19 protein-coding genes and 1 tRNA gene are annotated in these 20130 nt (G+C 66.8%); 13 read left to right on the top strand and 7 right to left on the bottom strand.

Annotated features, from left to right (window positions below):
* Window positions 1-31 precede the first annotated feature (31 nt).
* The 8 genes from W930_RS0114240 (at window position 32) to W930_RS27430 (ending at window position 9856) form a co-directional block, all read left to right on the top strand.
* A tRNA-Gly gene (locus tag W930_RS0114240) sits at window positions 32-105 on the top strand.
* Between the two features lie 208 nt (window positions 106-313).
* Complete coding sequence (locus W930_RS27440) at window positions 314-1276, top strand: endo alpha-1,4 polygalactosaminidase (protein WP_023872270.1); 963 nt, start codon at window positions 314-316, stop codon at window positions 1274-1276.
* Between the two features lie 218 nt (window positions 1277-1494).
* Window positions 1495-2076, top strand: coding sequence for a TetR/AcrR family transcriptional regulator (locus tag W930_RS0114230; RefSeq protein ID WP_023872271.1), 582 nt, complete (start codon window positions 1495-1497; stop codon window positions 2074-2076).
* A gap of 101 nt (window positions 2077-2177) precedes the next feature.
* Window positions 2178-3377, top strand: coding sequence for an MFS transporter (locus W930_RS0114225; RefSeq protein ID WP_024788630.1), 1200 nt, complete (start codon window positions 2178-2180; stop codon window positions 3375-3377).
* Between the two features lie 1075 nt (window positions 3378-4452).
* Window positions 4453-5250: a DUF3348 domain-containing protein gene (locus W930_RS27435; protein ID WP_023594301.1), complete on the top strand. Its 798-nt coding sequence runs from the start codon at window positions 4453-4455 to the stop codon at window positions 5248-5250.
* Complete coding sequence (locus W930_RS0114200) at window positions 5231-8257, top strand: DUF802 domain-containing protein (RefSeq protein WP_023594300.1); 3027 nt, start codon at window positions 5231-5233, stop codon at window positions 8255-8257. The genes W930_RS27435 and W930_RS0114200 overlap by 20 nt, the downstream gene beginning before the upstream one ends.
* Window positions 8254-8922 carry an OmpA family protein gene (locus W930_RS0114195; protein ID WP_023594299.1) on the top strand — a complete coding sequence of 223 codons (669 nt, stop codon included), beginning with the start codon at window positions 8254-8256 and terminating at the stop codon, window positions 8920-8922. Before W930_RS0114200 ends, W930_RS0114195 begins: the two co-directional genes overlap by 4 nt.
* A gap of 4 nt (window positions 8923-8926) precedes the next feature.
* Entirely contained in the window at window positions 8927-9856 is a 930-nt protein-coding gene (locus tag W930_RS27430) for a DUF2894 domain-containing protein (protein WP_024788629.1), read from the top strand.
* On the opposite strand, the gene W930_RS0114185 is transcribed toward W930_RS27430, so the two are convergent.
* Complete coding sequence (locus W930_RS0114185; protein ID WP_036641937.1) at window positions 9836-11125, bottom strand: MFS transporter; 1290 nt, start codon at window positions 11123-11125, stop codon at window positions 9836-9838. The genes W930_RS27430 and W930_RS0114185 overlap by 21 nt on opposite strands.
* Before the next feature lie 130 nt (window positions 11126-11255).
* On the opposite strand from W930_RS0114185, the gene W930_RS0114180 reads away from it, so the two are divergent.
* The gene (locus tag W930_RS0114180; protein WP_023872277.1) at window positions 11256-11705 is read left to right on the top strand and encodes a helix-turn-helix domain-containing protein; all 450 of its coding nucleotides are present in this window, start codon (window positions 11256-11258) and stop codon (window positions 11703-11705) included.
* Between the two features lie 183 nt (window positions 11706-11888).
* Window positions 11889-12686: a tRNA (guanosine(46)-N7)-methyltransferase TrmB gene (trmB, locus tag W930_RS27425; RefSeq protein ID WP_024788628.1), complete on the top strand. Its 798-nt coding sequence runs from the start codon at window positions 11889-11891 to the stop codon at window positions 12684-12686.
* A 110-nt stretch (window positions 12687-12796) separates the two neighbouring features.
* Here the strand turns inward: trmB and W930_RS0114170 are convergent, their stop codons facing one another.
* The 4 genes from W930_RS0114170 to W930_RS0114155 form a co-directional block, all read right to left on the bottom strand.
* Window positions 12797-13639, bottom strand: a complete 843-nt coding sequence (locus W930_RS0114170) for an undecaprenyl-diphosphate phosphatase (RefSeq protein ID WP_023872278.1) — start codon at window positions 13637-13639, stop codon at window positions 12797-12799.
* 85 nt (window positions 13640-13724) lie between these two features.
* Window positions 13725-14363, bottom strand: coding sequence for a DUF1439 domain-containing protein (locus W930_RS0114165; RefSeq protein WP_080685187.1), 639 nt, complete (start codon window positions 14361-14363; stop codon window positions 13725-13727).
* Between the two features lie 141 nt (window positions 14364-14504).
* A complete protein-coding gene (locus tag W930_RS0114160) occupies window positions 14505-14768 on the bottom strand; it encodes a YkgJ family cysteine cluster protein (protein ID WP_023594292.1) in 264 nt (87 codons plus the stop codon).
* A gap of 150 nt (window positions 14769-14918) precedes the next feature.
* Entirely contained in the window at window positions 14919-15710 is a 792-nt protein-coding gene (locus W930_RS0114155; protein WP_024788627.1) for an SDR family NAD(P)-dependent oxidoreductase, read from the bottom strand.
* A gap of 98 nt (window positions 15711-15808) precedes the next feature.
* Here W930_RS0114155 and W930_RS27420 point away from each other — a divergent pair, with 98 nt between their 5' ends.
* From W930_RS27420 to W930_RS0114140, 3 genes are all read left to right on the top strand, one after another.
* Complete coding sequence (locus tag W930_RS27420; RefSeq protein ID WP_023594290.1) at window positions 15809-16585, top strand: TetR/AcrR family transcriptional regulator; 777 nt, start codon at window positions 15809-15811, stop codon at window positions 16583-16585.
* 118 nt (window positions 16586-16703) lie between these two features.
* Window positions 16704-17372, top strand: coding sequence for a protein-L-isoaspartate O-methyltransferase (locus W930_RS0114145; RefSeq protein ID WP_023594289.1), 669 nt, complete (start codon window positions 16704-16706; stop codon window positions 17370-17372).
* A gap of 72 nt (window positions 17373-17444) precedes the next feature.
* Entirely contained in the window at window positions 17445-17768 is a 324-nt protein-coding gene (locus tag W930_RS0114140) for a rhodanese-like domain-containing protein (RefSeq protein WP_023594288.1), read from the top strand.
* Window positions 17769-17899: 131 nt separating this feature from the next.
* Here W930_RS0114140 and waaA read toward each other — a convergent pair whose 3' ends face one another.
* Together waaA and W930_RS0114130 are read right to left on the bottom strand one after the other, a co-directional pair.
* Window positions 17900-19207 carry a lipid IV(A) 3-deoxy-D-manno-octulosonic acid transferase gene (gene waaA, locus W930_RS27415; protein ID WP_023872281.1) on the bottom strand — a complete coding sequence of 436 codons (1308 nt, stop codon included), beginning with the start codon at window positions 19205-19207 and terminating at the stop codon, window positions 17900-17902.
* A 3-nt stretch (window positions 19208-19210) separates the two neighbouring features.
* Entirely contained in the window at window positions 19211-20125 is a 915-nt protein-coding gene (locus W930_RS0114130) for a Kdo hydroxylase family protein (RefSeq protein ID WP_023872283.1), read from the bottom strand.
* Window positions 20126-20130 lie beyond the last annotated feature (5 nt).

The following is a 20130-nucleotide window of genomic DNA, read 5'->3' as shown; positions in this document are numbered from 1 at the left end:
ACCACCAACCCCGCGTAAAATAGCGCTCTTCGCGGGCGTCGTATAATGGTAATACCCTAGCTTCCCAAGCTAGAGCCGTGGGTTCGATTCCCATCGCCCGCTCCACAGCATGTTTCAGCAGCGTTCGCAGCACTCATCGATCAGCCGTCGCACAGACGGCTTTTTTTTTGCGTCTATCGCATCCATGACGACTCACGCTCGGCAAGTCGGTCTGCACGGTGTCTCGCATCATGCGCGGGTCGCGAGTTCATGGCTGCGCCGCGTTACGCGCCCACTTCTCGCCCTTCCCGCCCTCCTCGCCTTCGCGACACACGTGGCGTCGGCGCAAACGCCCACACCGCCTCGCGCGGCCGTCGCCGCACCGACCGGGCGCGATATCGGTGTCGGCGCCCCGTGGGTCAGCTACTACGGCAACGTCGCCCGCCTCGACCTCGCTCGCATGGCGAACACCTTCCGACTCGTCGATATCGACGCCGATCCCGATCAAGGCAACGTCACGCCCGCGCAGATCGCCACGCTCAAAGCCGGCGGCAAGAACCGCGTCATCAGTTATCTCAATCTCGGCGCCTGCGAGCGCTTTCGCGCTTATTGGCACCATGCCCCCGCCGGCTTCGTCCCCTGCGGCAGCAATTACCCCGCGCATCTGGGACGCTACAACGGCTACCGCGATGAGACCTGGATGAACCCGTCCAACCCGGCGTACCGCAAGCTCATCGTCTCGTATGTCGCGCCGCGGTTGATCGCTCAAGGCGTCGACGGCTTCTATCTCGATAATCTCGAACTCATCGAACACGGCGTGCGAACCCCCAATGGCCCCTGCGACGCCGCTTGCCAGCAAGGCGCGCTCGATCTCGTGCGCGAACTTCGCGAAGCCTTCCCCGACAAGATCCTCGTCATGCAGAACGCCACCGGCTCGGCCACGCTGGAAGGCATCACCAGCGGCGTCGCCTTCGCGTCGCTGCTCGACGGCATTGCGCACGAGGAGGTCTATGCCCCAACCTACGACGCCGATGTCGAGCGCGAATTGGAGAAGTGGTCACAACGGCGTGCCGACGCGCCAGGACACAAGCTCTGGATCGGCACGCTCGACTATGTCGGTGGATGCAGCAACACGCATCAGGCGAAAATCGTCTTCGCCCGCAGTCGGGCGCATGGCTTCAGCCCGTCCGTGAGCGACGCCAGTGCCGGCCAGAACGTCGTGTGCTACTGGGGATCGAATGGCCGCATGTGGATCAACGAGCGCGACTGGGCGCCCGGTTCACCTGCTCACGATTAAGGCACCTGAGCAAGCAAGCCCGTCCCGCTCCGAAACCCGAAAACGAAATGCGTATCGAACGGAGGTGACACAACGGCATCGCAAGCTCGCCATCCCCAAGAATCCACAACCGCCATCCGGTTATTTGAACGATCAGTCAAAAATAACCTATAGTCGTGGTAACGACGACACCGCCTTCGCGCGTGCAGTTTCCTTCACACCTGTCCACGGATCCCATCATGAGCGGAAGACCCCGAGAATTCGACGACGCAGCCGTCATCGACGCCGCCATGGACGTCTTCTGGACCCACGGCTATGAAGGCACCTCGGCGCAGGCGCTCGTCGACGGCACCGGCCTCGGGCGCGGCAGTCTTTACAACGCGTTCGGCAACAAGCTCAACCTCTATCACGAAGCCCTCGAACGCTATCAGGCACTCGGGCTTCAGAAGCAGGTCGACATCCTGAACGCGCCGGGGCCCGTCAAGGACCGGTTGCGCGCGCTCATGCAATGGGGCATCGACGAAGACCTCGATCCCGACCGGCAACGTGGCTGCATGGCCCTGCTCGCCGCCTTCGAGCGCGGCGGCAAGGACCCGAAAGTCCGACAGTTCAGCCAGGCATATCTCGCCCGGCTCGAACAGGTGATCGTTCACCTGATCGCCGTCGGTCAACACAACGGCGAACTCTCCACCGACCGCTCGCCAGTCCTCGTCGCCCGCACGTTCCTGTCGAACTACTACGGCCTGCGCACGCTCGGACGCACCGTCACCGACCGCGCCTTCCTCGAAGACGTCCTCGAAGGCGCGCTCGCCGTGCTCTGACCCCCACATCCGCGCCTCGCGAGCCGTCAGCGCAATCCTCCCCTACGCCCGACACCTCGCGAGCCCCTCGAACAGCAAAAATTGGAATGATCGTTAAAGATATGACACAAAAAACGGCGATGCCCCCCGTCGTCTACCTGCTCGGACTGACGGTCTTTGCGATGACCACCGCCGAATTCATGGTCGCCGGCATGATGCCCGCCCTCTCGCAAGCGATGCACGTCGGCATCGGCGACATCGGCAATCTCATCTCGCTCTACGCCCTGGGCATGGCGATCGGCGGCCCGGTCCTCACCGCCTTGCTGCTCGCCCTGCGCACGCCGCACAAGCGCGCCCTCGTCTGGCTGCTCTCGATCAATGTCGCCGGGGGCGTGCTCGCGGCCCTCGCCACGCGCTACGAAGCGATGGCCCTCGCGCGGATCGTCATGGGGGTGGCCAGTTCGGCCACTTTCGGCGTCGCACTCACGCTGTGCGCGGATCTGGTCGCCCCCTCGGTGCGCGGACGCGCCGCCTCGTTCGTGCTCGGGGGACTGATGTTCTCGCCGGTCGTCGGCGTGCCGCTCACCGCCTTCATCGAGCAACACTATGGCTGGCGCGCCAGCTTCTGGCTCGTTGCCGCGCTGGCCGCGATGTGCACGGTCGTGATCGCCTGGCGGGCGCCCGCCACGCAAAAGCAGGATCGTCAGGCGATCAGCCTCGCCGCCGAATTCCGTTCGCTGCGCAATCGCCCGCTCTGGGCCGCCTTCGCCACCAGCGGTCTCATCATCGGCGCGACGTTTGCCGCCTTCAGCTACTTCTCGCCGATCTTCCTCAATGTCGCCGGCGTCTCCGCCGCCGCAATTCCCAATCTGCTCGCCATGTACGGCGTGGCCAACATCATCGGCAACGCCGTGGCCGGACGCTTTGCAGACCGTCACACGCTGACCGTTCTGGTCGCCGGTTTGTCAGTACTCGCACTCGCGCTGGTGAGCTTCGCGCTGTGGGCGCAGTCGACGCCGGTCGGCATCGCCGCCTTTGCCGCCATCGGTCTGACGGGGGTGTCGCTCAATCCCGCCATGGTCGCCCGCGTGATGCGTGCCGCTACGCCCGGCCCGCTCGTCAACACGATGCATACGTCGGTGATTACCGCCGGCCTCGCCTTCGGCACCTGGGCCGGTGGCGCCGCCATCGACGCAGGCTATGGCATGCGCTCGCCGCTATGGATCGGTGCCGCGATGGCCACGCTCGGCCTCGCCAGCCTGCTCCCCTACCTGCGTTCGGGACTCGCTCAGGCACCCGACGCCGCGTGCCCGACGTCCTGATCCGTCCGGCGCCTCTCCCCGCCCGCGCCTCGCTGACTGACGGATCTCCCTGACGCCTCAGTCAGCGCTTGCTGCGCAGACTTTCGCCACAAGCATCCCACGCAAGCCCGCTGCCACGGACGCCGCATCGACTGTCGCCGTCCGACTTCCTGTCAGATGCAGTGCGCCACGCTTTGCCCGACGAGATCGACGATCGGCATGTGTCCTGCAATCCACGAGCCGATCGACGTCAGTCCCTGCACCATGATTCCCCAGACCATTTCACACCTCCATTGATGACTTGTCTCGATCTCGCCCCAGGCGAGTTACAGGAGGCCCGCAACGTCGGCAACGAATTGCGCGAAGGGCTTGATGCGCATCGCCCAGGTTCCCACTACCACCATCCCGTCGCAAATCGGTCCAATCATCGCCATGTCACACCTCCAGTCGTCGTTCGGTTCGGTTGCGCGCGTCGCGCCTTACATGAAGAGACTTGCCATGTCGGAGAAGAACTTCCCCACCGGGGCGGCCCGGGAGGCCCACGTGCCCACGGTCACCAGTGCGTCGCAGATCGGTCCAATTGCAGCCATGTCACACCTCCAGTCGTCGTTCGGTTCGGTTGCGCGCGTTGCGCTTTACATGAAGAGACTTGCCACGTCGGAGAAGAACTTCGCCACCGGTGCAGCCCGGCTAGCCCACGTGCCCACAGTCACCAGTGCGTCGCAGATCGGTCCAATTGCAGCCATTTCACACCTCCGGTTTTCGCTTGGTCGTTTCGCGTTTGTCGCGAGTTGGGTCAACGATATACCCCGGGTCCCCGGCTGAAAACTGAGATAAATCACAGTCGGCGGAAAAGCCCGTCGCTCCCTCCGTCCGCGGCGCCGACCTCGGCCGGACGCGGCCCGCCCCGATCACCGTAGCGCACCCATCGCAAGCCCATCGCCCCCCATCGCCATCCGATCGCGCGATGTTTGGACCGGCCCGGCGCACCCGCCATCCAGAGGCTCACGCGCCCGTCAATCCCCCGCCGGACCGGGCCGCCGGGGACGCGGGCCGCGCGCAGTGTAAACTGCTGGGTTTTCGACCCCCCAGTGGAATGGTGCAAGTGTCCCGGCGTCCCGTTATCAGCGCCCCCACACTCATACGCTCGCTGGCCCGCCTGAGCACGTTCGCGCCGCCCGAGGCCGCGCCGTCGCTCTCGGACCGCATGAGTCAGTGGCTGGGCTGGACCGACGCCATCGCCCTGTCGTCGGCCCTCAAAGCCACGCCGCCCGCCGCAATGCCCGGCGCGCGTACGGCCGCCCAGGATCCGGCGGGCGAAGTGGCACGCGTTCGAACCGAGCTTGCCGCCGCCATCGCCCGCGACTGCGGTCTGGCCGCGGCCCCCGGCGGGCAAATTCGCGCCCTGAGCGCGGCACAGCGCCAGCGCGCGGCCTCGTTCGCGGAGTTCCCGGCCTATCGCCAGCGCTACGCAACGTCGCAGCAGACGATGGATACGGCGATCGGCGCCCTGCGCACCCGGCTTCGCGCGCAGCTCGCAACGCAATCGCCGGAGGCCGCTCGGCTCGCCAGCGTGGACGCCGTCATGGAGCGCGTGATGGGCGCACGTGAGCGCACACTGCTCGCAAGCGTGCCGAACCTGCTCGAAGGGCACTTCACGCGGCTGCGCGATACGGAACAGGCGGCGTTCGCCGCCCCGCGCGTGCCGGGCGCACCGCCGCTCGCGCCCGCCGGCACGTGGCTCGACACCTTCCACCGGGATATGCAGAGCATCCTGCTCGCGGAACTGGACATCCGCCTCGAACCGCTCGAAGGGCTCATCGCCGCCCTCGCCTCGGTTCGCACAGGCGAAAACGTAAGTGAACCCGGACAACATGACCCGTTACCTCGTTGATCTCGTTGCCTTTGTCGCAGGTCTGGCCGTCGTCGCCTGGATTGCCATCGGCTATGCCGGCACCAATACGCTCGCGCTCGCCGTGGCGCTGCTCATCGCGGCCGTCTATCTCATCGGCGCGCTCGAACTCAAGCGCTTTCATCAGACGACGAACGCGCTGGCAGGCGCCGTCGCGAGCCTGAACGCACCGCCGGCGTCACTGCCCGCCTGGCTCGACACGCTGCCCGCCGGCGTGCGCACCGCGGTACGACTGCGCGTGGAAGGCGAGCGCGTCGGTCTGCCCGGCCCCGCCCTCACGCCGTACCTCGTCGGCCTGCTCGTGCTGCTCGGCATGCTCGGCACTTTCCTCGGCATGGCCGCCACGCTGCGCGGCACCGGCATCGCACTCGAAGGCGCGACCGACCTGCAAGCCATCCGCGCCTCGCTCGCCTCGCCCGTCAAGGGACTCGGCTTCGCGTTCGGCACGTCGGTAGCGGGGGTCGCCACATCGGCGATGCTCGGCTTGCTCGCCGCCCTCGCCCGCAAGGAGCGCGCCCAGGTCGTGCAGACGCTCGACGCGCGCATCGTCACTACCCTGCGCGGCTTCTCGCAACAGCATCAGCGCGAAACCACGCTGCAATTGCTTCAGCAGCAGGCAACCGCCATGCCGGCGCTGGTCGACCGTCTGCAGGCGATGATGGCGTCGATGGAGCGCCAGAGTCTGGCGCTGGGCGAACGCCTCGCGGCGAACCAGGACGCCCTGCACGCCCGAACGGACGCCTCCTATGCACAGCTCACCGAGGCGATGCAGCAGTATCTGAAGGACAGCGTCGCCACCACCGCCAGCGCCGCCGGCGCGGCCATTCGTCCGGAAGTCGAGGCGACCATGGCCAGCCTCGCCCGCGAGACGGCCAACTGGCACCAGACGGTGTCCGCCGCCGTGCAGGATCGCATGGACGGCCTGTCCGATCGCTTCGAAGCCACCACCGCACGCGTGGCGAATGTCTGGAAGGATTCGCTCGACGCACAGTTGCGCACCAACGCGTCGCTCGCGACCGATCTGCGCGCCGCCCTCGGCGACTTCACGCAAACGTTCGAGACGCGCGCCACGCGGCTCGTCGACGATGTCGCCACGCGCCTCGAATCCGTCACCGGGCAGGTGAGCAGCGCGCACGCCGACGTGGCGCAAACGTGGGAGACCTCGCTCGCCACGCAACAGCGCACCCACGACGCCCTCGCGAAGGACGTCGGCACCGCGCTCGCGCAATTCGCCGAGACCTTCGAGACGCGCTCGGCCCAACTCGTCGACAACGTTGCCGCACGCCTAGAATCCGCCACCGATCGGGTCAGCGCCTCGCACGCGGACGTGGCGAAGACCTGGGAAACGTCGCTCGCCACCCAGCAGCAAACCCATGACGCGCTCGCCCGCGATCTCGGCGCGACGCTCGCGCAGTTCGCCCAGGCGTTCGAGACGCGTTCCGCCGGCTTGCTGGCGGACGTCACCGCGCGACTGGACAACGCCACCGGCAGCATTGCCACCGCGCAGACGACGGTGGCGCAGGCCTGGGAGCACGCACTCGCCCAACAGCAACGCTCGCACGACGCCCTCACGCAGGACCTCGGTGCCGCGCTGGAGCGCTTCGCGCAAACGTTCGAAGCCCGCTCCGGCGCCCTGCTCGGCGACGTGGCCGCCAAGCTCGATGCGGCAAGCGGCAGTGTCAGCGGCGCGCACGAACGCGTGGCGCAGGCCTGGGATCGATCCATCGCGCTGCAACAGCAGGCCAACGCCACACTCGGCACCGAACTGGCCACCGCGCTCGCGCGCTTTACCGACACCTTCGAACAACGCTCGGCACACCTGATCGACGGTGTCAGCCAACGCACCGAAGGCGCGATGCTTAACGTCTCCGAGACGGCCGCGGTCGTATCCGGCGAGTGGAAGCAGGCGCTCGTCGCGCAACAGTCGGCCAATGAGGCACTGGCGCGCGATCTCGCCGCCGCCCTCTCGCAATTTGCGCAAACCTTCGAGATGCGCGCCGAACAATTGCTCCACAGCGTGGCCGCCCAGATGGACTCGACTTCGGCCAACGTCGCGCAGACATGGCGCGAGGCCGTCGCGGAACACGCGCGCAGCAACGAACGACTCGCCGACGGCAGCCAGCAACTGGTGGCCGCCACGACCAGCGCATTCGAGCAGCACAGCGCGTCGCTGATGCAGGCGCTGAGCGAAGCGAACGCCGCCCATCACGACGCCACCGCCCAGCGCGAAACGCAGCGTCTGTCCGCCTGGACCCAAACGCTCGAGGGCACGCTCGCCACGCTGCGCGCCGAATGGCAACAGGTGGGCGCGCAGACGGCCAGCCAGCAACAGGCGATCTGCGACACGCTCGCGCGTACCGCGCTGGAGATGTCGGAGCAAACCCGCGCCAACGCGAGCGACACCATCGCGGAAATCTCGCGTCTGGTGCAAACCGCATCGGAAGCCCCCAAGGCCGCCGCCGAGATCATCGGCGAGCTGCGCCAGAAGCTCTCCGACAGCATGGCACGCGATAACGCCATGCTGGAGGAACGCTCGCGTCTGCTCGATACGCTGGGCACACTGCTCGACACCGTGAAGCACGCCGGCAACGAGCAACGCGCCGCCGTCGACGAACTGGTCACCACGTCGGCGCAGCTGCTCGAGCGCGCCGGCGCGAATCTCGGCGACGCCATTGCCGCACAAACGGAAAAGCTTGCGGCCGCATCGGCACAGGTCACCGGCAGCGCAATCGAGATCGCCAGCCTTGGCGATGCCTTCGGCGCGGCGGTGCAGTCGTTCGGCGAGTCGAACACGCAGTTGCTCGAACAGCTGCAGCGGATCGAAACCGCGCTCGACAAATCGATGGCCCGCAGCGACGAGCAGCTCGGATACTACGTCGCGCAGGCGCGCGAAGTCGTGGAACTGAGCGTGATGTCGCAAAAGCAGATCCTCGAGAATCTTCAGGATCTGGCAAGGACGCGGGCACAACCGGGTAGCGTGGCAGCATGAGCGACGACTTCGACGCGGACATCGGACACAGCGGCGACGTCGGGGCCGCGGCGCCCACGTGGGCGGTCTTCGGCGATCTGATGTCAGTGATGCTCGGCGCCTTCGTGCTCATCATGCTCGGCGTGATCGGCGTGCAGATCGAACTCTCCGCCAAGCTCGAGCGCGAGGTGAAGGAGCGCCGCGCCGAAACGCAGCGCCGCGAGACGCTCGAGAAAGCGCTCGCCGGGCCGCTTGCCGGCGGACGCGTCACGCTCGTGAACGGACGCATCGGCATCAGCGGCAACGTGCTCTTCGCACTGAACTCCGACCAGTTGCAGCCGCAAGGCCGCGAGGTGTTGCGCAGTCTCGCCGCGCCGCTGGCCGCCTATCTGCGGGCAAGCGACGAGATTCTCATGGTCAGCGGCTTTACCGACGATCAGCAAGTGCGCGAAACCAACCGGCGGTTCGCCGACAACTGGGAGCTCTCGGCCCAGCGCGCGCTGACCGTCACACGCGAGCTGATCGCCGCGGGCGTGCCGCCGTCGTCGATCTTCTCGGCGGCCTTCGGGGCGGAGCAGCCCGTCACATCGAATGCCGACGAAGCGGGACGCGCGAAGAATCGCCGCGTGGAAATCGCGCCGATGCCGCGCAGCAGTGCCAGTAACGCAGCAAAGCCGAAGTCGTGACGCCATGAGCGACGAGACCATCGTGACGAGTTCCGGCGACGACACATTCCCCGCGCCCGACGAGCGCGACGCTAGCGGGATGGGCGTCGGGCGAGGCACCGCCGACGGCGAAGTGCAGACCGGCGCCGCACCGCAGGCCCGCGACATCGAGGCGCAACTGGCCGCGTGGCGCGCGCAGGGCGCCGACAAGCGCGATCCCGTGCGCTTCCATCGGATCGAAGCGCTCGCGCGTCGCCGTCGCGCCTGCGATGCCAGCGTGCAACGTGTGCTCGACGCCAGGATCGCAGCACTCGTCGACGCCTTTGCCGGGTCGGTGTCGGATGCAGATGACGAGGACGTCGCGAACGCCGCCGAACCGGCGCCCTCACATAGCGCCGCACCGGGCGCGCCAGCCGCTTCGACGCTCCGCGCGCTGACGGCGGACATCGCGCGACGCTTCGACGCCAACGGTCGGTCGGCATCGGCGCCCGCCTCACGTGCTGCGCCTGACGTTTCGCCCGCGGTACCTCCTGCGTCGGCTCAACCCGCCACCGGCAAGCGCGATGCGCGCGGCGCAGAGGCTGCGGTGCAGCGTACGGCGCCGGCGACCATCACGCCAACCGTCATCGCCACGGACGACGCGTTCGAGGATCTCGACGTGCTCGAATACTTCCGCGAAACATGGTCGAAGCTGAGCACGGACGGCAACCTGCGACAGTCGCTCGCGCAAGTGCCCGAAAACGCCGGCCCCCTCAACTCCAGCCATCTGGTGCATCGTGCGCTGTCGCTCATGCACGATGTCTCACCCGATTATCTGCGCCACTTCCTGCGCCATGCCGACGCCCTCTCGTGGCTCGAAGACATGGAGACGACCGGCGTTTTCGGCACCAAGGCCACGGCCCGCGCGCAGACACCCGCCAAGCCGGCCAAACCGTCACGCGCCAAGCCGCGCTGACGGCGACGCCGACGCGGCGGCATCGGGCATGAATTGCAGCGTTGCCGCCCAAAACACCAGCGCTGCAAGACTGACCCCGGCGCCCAGCAGGCACACGCCCGACCAGCCGAACGATGCATACGTGGCCGTTGCCCCCAATGCGCCCAGGCCGCTTCCCGTCGCATAGAACAGCATGTAGACACCGACGAGGCGGCTCGGCGCGTCCGTGCGCGCGGCGAAGATGAGGCTCTGGTTGGTCACGTGAATCGCCTGCCCGGCCAGATCGAGGAGCAACACCCCGAGCACGAGCCACGCGAGCGACGCGTGCAATCCCGCCAGCGGCAGCCAGGCGAGCGTGAGCAACGCCAGCGAGAGGCCCGTCGTGCGCTGCGCCCATCCACGGTCGGCCCACGCCCCCGCGCGGGCTGCCGCGATCGCACCGGCCGCGCCCACGAGGCCGAAGGCCCCGACGGCCGTGTGCGAGAAGTGAAATGGGGCGGCCGACAGCGGCAGCACCAGCGCGCTCCAGAAGACGCTGAACGCCATGAACATCAGCAACGCGATCGCCCCGCGAATCTGGAGCGTGCGCTCGCGGCGCAACAGCTCGAACATCGACAGGAGTAACACGCCATAGGACTGTCTTGCCGAGGGCGAATCCTTCGGGTCACCCGACTCGTCCGCGACCGCCTGCTGCGGCAAGACTCGCCACAAGACGATGCCTAGCACCAGCATCGCCGCGGTGGATGCCAGGTAGACGCCCCGCCATCCCGCCAGATCGGCGACGGCCCCCGACATAACCCGCGCAAGCAACAGCCCGACCACCACGCCCCCTTGCGTGGCGCCGACGACGCGACCCCGTTCATGCTCGCCCGCCACGCTCGATGCGAAGGCAATCAGTCCCTGCGTCATGGCCGTGCCCAGCAGGCCAACGGCCGCCATGCCCAACAACAGGCCGGCTGCGGACGTTGCCATCGAAACCCCCAAGAGACTCACGGCCAGCAACGCGACCTGCACGAGCATCAGGCGGCGCCGCTCCCACTGATCGCCCAGCGGCACCAGAAAGAGCAGCGCCAGCGCACACCCCACCTGCGTCGCGGTAACGACACTCCCGGCCACACCGCGCGAAATGCCGAAATCGTCGGCGAGCGTATCCAGCAGTGGCTGCGCATAGTAGACGTTTGCGACGCTCAACCCCGCCGCGCCGGCGAAAGTCCCCACCAGCGCGCGCGGCATTCGCGCAGCGGCGGCGTGCGGATGCCCGTCGGGTTGCGTCATTCGGCACGATGACATGAAAGCTCCCAATCCGGTTTCAAATTAAGACTTGTTGGATGATAGCCAAACCAGTCTTAAAATGAAACCTATATTGGTCCAACGTTCGCGCCATCGGCCAACGCTTGCCACCGGTTCACCGCTATCGCTCATGCCTCGAACACCCACTTCCCCGTCGCCCGGCACCTGCCCCGTGGCCCGCACCGTCGACATCATCGGCGACCGCTGGAGCCTGCTCATCGTGCGCGATGCCTTCGACGGCGTGCGCCGCTTCGGAGACTTTCTGCGCAGCCTCGGGGTGGCGCGCAGCATGCTCACGACGCGTTTGCGCGCGCTGGTCGACGCCGGCATTCTGTCGGTCCAGCCCGCCTCGGACGGCACGGCATACCAGGAATATGTGCTGACGGCGCAAGGCCGCGAACTCTTCACGCTGATCGTGGCGCTGCGGCAATGGGGCGAGAAGTACCGGTTCGCGCGAGGCGAGGCGCATTCGACGCTCATCGACACGCGCACCGGCGAGCCACTGGCCGAGCTGCGGCCGAGCACGGCGCGCGGCGAGCCGGTCGCCCCGGAGGACACGCGGGTCGTGCGCCCCGGCTGAGCCGGGCATCGGCTTGCCAGTCAAGGGGGTTCCGGTGGATAATCGAGCCCGTCCCCGACGCCACGGCCCGGGAAAATCCTTTGAAAATCATCGTGTTGGGCACCGACTCAGGCCACCGCGCCTAAGGGGTCGCCCGCCGCAGCATTCCTCGACAAGCCGTCGTCCAGACGGCTTTTTGCTTCCATGACGAACCACGGACACCCGCCGGCTGACGACGCGCAATCGGCCCACGACGACGACGAGATCGATACGTCGCAACCTAACGCCCAAGGTGACGGCGAGACTTATGTCGGTCCCGACGGCGTAGCCCATCCGCGCCGTATTCGCAGCTTCGTGCGCCGCGCGGGTCGCAGTTCGGAAGCGCAGAAGCGCGCCTTCGACGCACTCGGCCCGAAGTTCGTGTTGCCGTACGCACCCGCCCCGCTCGATTGGCCGAACGCCTTCGAACGCACCGGTGCACCGAGAATTCTGGAGATTGGTTTCGGCATGGGCGACGGCACCGCACATATTGCGAAGCTGCGTCCGGCGGACGACTTCCTCGGCGTGGAAGTGCACGAGCCAGGTGTGGGCGCACTGCTCAAGCTGATCGGCGAGACGCCGCTGTCGAACGTGCGCATCATCCAGCACGACGCGGTCGAGGTCGTGCAGCACATGCTCCCAGAGGGCTCGCTCGATGGCGTGCACGTGTTCTTCCCCGACCCGTGGCACAAGAAGCGCCACCACAAGCGCCGCCTGCTGCAACCGCCGTTCGTGGCGCTGCTCGCCTCGCGCCTGAAGCCGGGCGGATATCTGCATTGCGCGACGGACTGGCAGGAATACGCGGAGCAGATGCTCGAAGTGCTGGGCGGCGAAGCCACGCTCGAGAACACGGCAACCGACTACGCGCCGCGCCCCGACTATCGGCCCGTGACGAAATTCGAAAACCGCGGCCTGCGCCTCGGCCACGGCGTATGGGATCTCGTGTTCCGCAAACGCGGATAAGCGGCGAGTCGGACGCGGATCAAACGCACTAACGCGGCGACAGTCAACCAGGCATCCAACGAAAAAGGGCACCTCGCGGTGCCCTTTTTTCATACGGAGGTCCGACGGTTTCAGTCCGCCCAGACGACCAGTCCGCTGTAGCCGGTGGCGAGCACCACGATCCCGAACGCGATGCGGTACCACGCGAACGCCGTGAAGTCGTGCGATGCAATGTAGCGCAACAGCCAGCGCACGCAGATGAACGCGCTGACGAACGCAGCGATGAAACCCACGCCGAACAGGCTGACATCGTCCACCGACAGGATCGAGCGCGCCTTGTAGAGTTCGTACACCGTCGCGCCGAAGAGGATCGGGATAGCGAGGAAGAACGAGAACTCGGTCGCCACGCGACGCTCCAGCCCGAACATCATGCCACCGATGATCGTGGCGCCCGAGCGCGACGTGCCCGGCACGAGCGCGAAGCATTGCGCGAAGCCGACCTTCAGGGCGTCGGCGAACGAGAGATCATCGATCGATGTCACGCGCGGCGACTTGCCCGCCATGGTGTTGCTGCGATTGTGGCGCTCCACCAGCAAAATGATCACGCCGCCCACGATGAACGCCGTCGCCACCACAATCGGGTTGAACAGCACCGCCTTGATGTATTTGCCGAAGAGCAACCCAAGCACGATGGCGGGCAAACACGCGACGATCACATTCACCGCGAAACGACGCGCCTTGGCATCGCTGCCCAGCCCAGCAACGACCTGTGCGATCTTCGCCCGGAATTCCCAGCACACCGCCAGAATCGCGCCGAACTGAATCACGATCTCGAACACCTTGCCCTTTTCGTCGTTGAAGTTGAGCAGGCTGCCCGCCAGGATCAGGTGGCCGGTCGAGGAGATCGGCAGAAATTCGGTCAACCCTTCGACCACGCCGAGAATGACGGCTTTGAGTGCCAGCAACAAGTCCATGCAATGCGTTCCTGAGAAGTCGTGAATGTGGAATGTGGAAAAGCGAAACCGTCGGGGGGCGCGTCCGAGCGCGACGTCGCCGCCGTCAGCGTGAATCGAACCTGACGTTCACCCCGTGCGAGAGGACCGTGATCTCGCCGGGCTGGCGCGGCATCCCGCCAATGTTGAGCTGTTCGGGCTTGAACGTATAGATGGGCGCGCCTTGCAGCAGCTGCGTGGCGATCAGTGCGCCGGCGGCGTTCAATTGCCGGGACCAGCGCTCGGGCAATCGGTCGACGGTGAAGTTCTGTACCTCGGGATCGCGCAGCACGACCGACATCGTCGCCGGATCGTAGGCCAGCGCGCTTTCGACGGCCAGCGTGCCCGTGAACGGCGCGCCGCCGAGCGGGTGCGCGATGGTGGCGTCGACCGCCACGGCCAGACGGTTGCGCTCGGGCAACAGCGTCAGGCGCGGGTGCGAGAGGTTGACGTCGAGCACTGCCAGCACATGGCGATCGAACGGGAACTTGCGATCGAGCGCGCGCTGCAGTTGCGCTTCGGAGAAGGTGTAATCGTTGCCGAACGGCAATCCCGCACATGCCGCCAACCCGGCGGCAAATACGGCGGCACCGGTGAGCGACAGCCAACGGCGGCGCGATGACGACGACGGCCGCTCGCGCCCGGCCACGGCCAGTGCCTCGCACTGCTGACGATTCCGTCGTTCAAGAGAAAGACTGCGTTGCATGTCGCGTTCTACTTCCGGACAGGGCCCGGCCAATCTTCGATAGGCGCGACTATATCACCCGCATGTGACGCGGGTGGCGCCCTGCCCAACGTCGCGCCAACAGGCGTTCCGCCGGCGCCGCGCCCGCGCGCGCAGCATGGCTTACGCCACGCCGGGCGCGGTCAGTACCTCGAGACTTGCAAGCCATGCGATCGCCTGCTCGCGGTCCTGGCCACACATTTCGGCCGACGGCTGCAACGAGGCGCAGACCGCCGGGCGCTGCGCACTGCCGAAGATCGCGCAACGGTCGGCGTCGTCCAGTTGCACGCAGCGGGTGTTCGCCGGCTTGCCGTTCGGCATGCCGGGAATGGGCGTGGAGATGGAGGGCGCGATGCAGCACGCCGCGCAGTGTGGGCGACAGTTCATGAAAAGACCGTGGGATGGCAGGCGCTTGCGGGAGGACGCGCGGCGCGCAACCCAGGGTGCCCGACACGCGACGGCAGGACGTCAGCCGCATTTCGATTTCAAGGCGCGCATTTTACCGCGGGCGGCACCGCGGACCGGCGGACGCGCCGCTTACCACGGCAACGGTCCCTCGCCACCGTAGAAGCCGCCCGTGACCGGACCGCGTTCGCCGAGCGCAAGCATCAGCACGCTTCGCGCCCCCTCGGCCATGCCCTGCCGCACACGCTTGCCGCTGGCGTCGACCGCGAGGTCGGCCGGCGCACCCGGGTCGACCGAATTGACCGTGATCGACGTCTCGCGCAACGTATGCGAGAGCTGCACCGTCAACATGTTCAGCGCCGCCTTCGACGCGTTGAAGCCGATCTGACGAAATGCGCCATGCTCCCACGCCGGATCGTTATTGTGCGCGAGCGACCCCAAGCCGCTCGACACGTTCACGATACGCGCGCGCTCCGAACGCGCCAGCCACGGCAACATCGCCTGCGTGACGCGCAACGTACCGAAGAAGTTGGTCGCGAACACCCGCTCGACGGCCTCGATGGAAGCCTTCTCCGGGACATCGTCGCGCGGATCGGTCACACCGGCATTGTTCACCAGCACGTCGAGACGGCCGTAATAACGACCGATGTGGTACGCAGCCGCATGCAGCGTTTCCGGACGCAACAGATCGATCACCAGCGCCTCCGCCTGAAATCCCGCCTTGCGCAGCGGTTCGACCACGTCGTCGCCCTTTGCCTGCTCGCGTGCGCCCACGAGGACCGTCATGCCGGCCTCGGCAAGGGCTTTCGCGACTTCCTGTCCAATGCCCCGCGTGGCACCGGTCACCAGTGCCACGCGGCCCAGATGGCGCTCGGCGTCCTCGCGTGCCGCATTGTCGATACTCTCGATGGCGTCCCGTTTCATGACTGCTCCCGTCGTATGCCTTGTTGTCATGCGCCCGACCGCGCGCAAATTTGTTAGCATCGAGTTTATGAAGAATCCTTCAGCTTTTCCATTCGCATATGAAACCGGACACCCGAGGGCCCGCAACGCCCCGTAAAACGCCGCAACAGGCGCGCTCGCGGGTCACCATCGACGCCATTTTCGAAGCAGCGCTTCAGGTTTTGCTGCTCGACGGCGGGCGCCAGTTGACCACCACCCGGGTGGCCGAGCGCGCGGGGGTATCGGTCGGCACGCTGTACCAGTACTTCCAGAACAAGCAGGTGCTGCTCTATGCGGTGCTCGGGCGGCACATCGACCGGATCGTCTGCACGGTCGAGTCCACCTGCCTCGCCTCGCACGGCGAACCGCTCGAGGTCATGGCGCACTCGCTCGCGAAGGCGTACGTCGGGGCGAAGATGACGGACATCGAAGAGGCGCAGGCGCTGTACCGGCTCTCGGAAGATCTCGACGGACGCAAGGTGTTTGCCGACGCGGCCACGCGCATGCACGGCGCGGTCGTGGGCATGCTGAAGACGGCGCGCAACGTGAGCTTCGACGATCCGGAGACCGTGGCCTTCGTCTTCCTGAATTCGATGACCGGTCCCATCAAGGCGATTCTGGAGAACCGGGCGCCCGCCGCCTGCTCCGAGACGCTGGCCGGCCAGATCGCCGATCAGATGGCGACGATGTGCGCGGCGTATCTCAATCGCGTGGCATTGCGCGCGGCAGCGTCGGATGCGTCGGATGCGTCGAATACGCTCGATATGCCCGATGCCGCCAGCGCTCCGGTCGCGCCGTCGTCCGCTTCCCCGGCCACCTCGCCCCGCTCCCCCATCTCGCCCAAACGGGCGGCCTGAGGGTTGTCTGTCCCGATCTTTGGCCTCGAGTGCGGCAAAAGTGCACGCGTCATCGTGACTACCGCCCGGAACTGGTAAAATGCCGGGTTGTGTTCGCCTACTACCCACGGTAATCGAAATGAATTACGAACAGGCCCGCTTTAACATGATCGAGCAGCAGATCCGTCCCTGGGACGTGCTCGACCAGGACGTGCTCAATCTGCTCAAGGTCGTCAAGCGCGAGGCATTCGTGCCGGCCGCGTACCGCGCCAGCGCATTCACCGACGTCGAGCTGCCGCTGCCGGGCGCCGCCATCGCCAACAAGAGCCAGCACATGATGTTCCCGCGTGTGGAAGCCCGCATTCTGCAAGCGCTCGCGCCGAAGAAGAACGAAAACGTGCTGGAAATCGGCACCGGCTCGGGTTACATGGCCGCGTTGCTCGCTTATAACGCGCACCACGTCACGAGCGTGGAGTTCGACGCCAATCTCGCGCAGGCGGCCCAGCAAACGCTGCGCGCCAACGGCGTGACGAACGTCGAAGTGATCAACGCCGACGGCGCACAAGGCTGGACCGCCGCCGCCCCGTACGATGTGATCGCCATCTCGGGCGGTCTGGCCGCCCTGCCGCAAACCTTCCTCGACCAGTTGAAGGTCGGCGGCCGTCTCGCCGCCTTCGTCGGAAGCGCGCCGGTCATGGAAGCCGTGCTCATCACGCGCGTGTCCGAGAACGAATACCGCCGCGAAAACCTGTTCGAGACGCAGGTGCCCTATCTCGTCGCACCGCAACCGTCGCATTTCAAGTTCTGAAGCCGGCGACCGGGCCAGCGCACCGTCCGGCAACGCACGGCGCCGGCCCGGAATAATAAGACAACGAACATCATGGAAAACATCACTCCGGCGGAATTGGCCCAGTGGCTCGCGGACGGGGATCGCGGCCAACCCACGCTCCTCGACGTGCGCGAGGACTGGGAGGTCCAGACCTGCAGCATCGCCCACAGCAAGCATGTGCCGCTCGGCGATGTGCCCTCCCGTCTGAACGAACTCGACGCCGACGCGCCCATCGTGTGCATCTGCCATCACGGCATGCGCAGCGCGCGCGCCGCGATGTTTCTGGAACAACAAGGCTTTACCCGGCTGTTCAATCTGGCTGGCGGCATCGATGCCTGGGCGCTCCAGGTCGATCCGTCGATGCCGACCTACTGAGCCCAGGGCCACACGCCCTCCCGGGCTCGCCGCATGCGGCCGCAAGGCCGGACGCCCGCCTGAAGCCCGCCTGAAGCCCGCCTGAAGCACCAACGGCGGTGCACGCCGTCCCGCCTGGAGCTGGGAGACCCTCAGTCCTGTGGCGCGACCAGCCCGGTATCGAGCCAGCGGCCCAATGCCGTGACGGTGCGCGCCGTCGCGCCCTGATGCTGCCGGGCGAACAGCGTGGCGGCCGTGCGCATGGCCAGGCGCCGGTCGTCGTTGAGCAACAGGTCGGCCAGCGTGGCGGCCAGCTCGCCGGCGTCGCTTACCCGGCGCGCCGCACCCGCCGCCAGCGCGTTTTCGCTGGCCTGCGTGAAGTTGAACATGTGCGGGCCAAAGACAACCGGTGTTCCCGCCGCGCACGCCTCGATCAGGTTCTGACCACCCAGCGGCAGCAAGCTGCCGCCGATGAACGCGACGTCAGCCGCCGAGAAGTAGGCCGCCATCTCGCCCATGGAGTCGCCGAGCACTACGTCGACGTCGGCCGGCAGCGGCGTATCGCCGTCGGGCCAGGCGCTGCGGCGCACATAGTTCAGGCGCACTTTCTGGAGCATGGCCGCCACTTCGTCGAAGCGCTGCGGATGACGCGGCACGAGCACCAGCAACGCGCGACGTCCCTCGTCGGAGGCTGCCGCGAGCATGGCGCGCGCCTGGAGCACCAACGCCTCCTCGCCGTCGCGCGTGCTGGCCGCGAGCCACACCTTGCGCTCGCCGAAGCGCGCACGCCAGCGCGCGCCGAGCGCGAGCAATGCGGGCGACGGGGTCATGTCGAACTTCAGGTTGCCCATCACATCGACGTCGCTCGCGCCGAGCATGCGCAGACGCTCGGCGTCGGCATCGCTCTGCGCGAACACGCGGCTGAAGCCACCGAAGACCGGCCTGGCGGCATCGCCGAAGCGCGCGGCGCGCCGGAACGAACGCGCCGACATCCGCGCATTGGTCAACACCAGCGGCACACCGCGTTCGCGGCACGTGAAGATCAGGTTCGGCCAGACCTCGGTCTCCATCACCACACCGACGCTCGGGCGCCAGTGCTTCAGGAATCGCCGGATCGACCCGACCATGTCGTACGGCAGGTAGCAGCGCTGCACGCGTTCGCCGAACAGGCTCTCGCCGGTGGCTCGCCCGGTGGGCGTCATGTGCGTGAGCAGGATGCCGTGCGACGGATAGCGCTCGAGCAGCGCGTCGATGAGCGGCTGCGCGGCACGGGTCTCACCGACCGAGACCGCGTGCACCCAGATCAGGGGACGGCCGGTATAGGGCGGCGTGTCGTAGTACCCGAACCGCTCACCGATGTGACGACGATAGCCCGGCTCGAAGCGGCCACGCCACCACAGGCGAACCACCGCCAGCGGTGCAACGACCCACCAGAGCGCGCGATAGATGAGGCGCAGCAGCATTCAGATCAGCGCTCGATGCGTGAGACGTTGCAAGACCGCCAGCGGCGAGCACTCGGGGTGCACCATCGCCTCGGCGGGCAGGAAGAAGGTCTGCTCCATCATGAACTGTCCCGACATCACGGCGTGCGAGGTCTGGTCGGAGAAGCAGATCCAGACGCTGCCCGGCGGGAACGGCATCGTCTGCTGATCGGCGTCGCGTTGATAGACCATGTCGGCTTTCATGCCGTCGTGCAGGTGCAACATGATGTGATCGTAGCCGCTGCGCGGTCGCTTGGTGATGCCCACCGCGTTCTGCAACCAGGCGGAGCCGGGCCATTGCCTGGGCACCTTGGGCAGGAATCGTGTGGCCACGTCTTCGAACGGCTCGCCCACGCGCCACACGCGCGGCTGGCCGGCCGGGTTGATGTTGGTGAACACGCGCAGGATGCGCTCGCCGTAGTTCGGGCGCGATGGAAAGGCGTCGACGTGCAGGCGACTGTCGTCCTTGCGCCACGAGGTCTGGCGCGTCTCCACCTGATGCAGGCGCAGGCTCGTGGGCGCCGCACGCAGCTTGCCGCGATACTCCGGCAGCAGGCCGTCGATTAGGCTGCACGCCTGCGTGTAGTAGCGCTTGACGAGTGCATGCACAGCGCGCTGCGTGGCGTCATCGGAAGCGACGCCGACGAGCACGTCCGACTTCGGATCGAGACTGATGTTCTTGCGCTTGGGATCGGCGATCGCCGGGTCGAGCAATCGCTGCTCGGACGCATCGATGGCGAAATTCAGATGCGGGAAATAAAGCACCTTGCCGGCCTCGACATCGGCGACCAGCGTCTCGCGCGGTACGGAGAGCTGCGCGCCCTGCCAGTCGCCCGATTCGACCGTGACGATCTGGCTGCCGGCCTTGCCGGCCCCGCTTGTGTTCCGTGGGTTCATTTGGC

Source organism: Pandoraea sp. E26 (genome assembly GCF_000681415.1).
In the GTDB taxonomy this organism is placed as follows: Bacteria; Pseudomonadota; Gammaproteobacteria; order Burkholderiales; family Burkholderiaceae; genus Pandoraea; species Pandoraea pnomenusa.
This window is presented reverse-complemented; position numbering and strand designations above follow the sequence as displayed.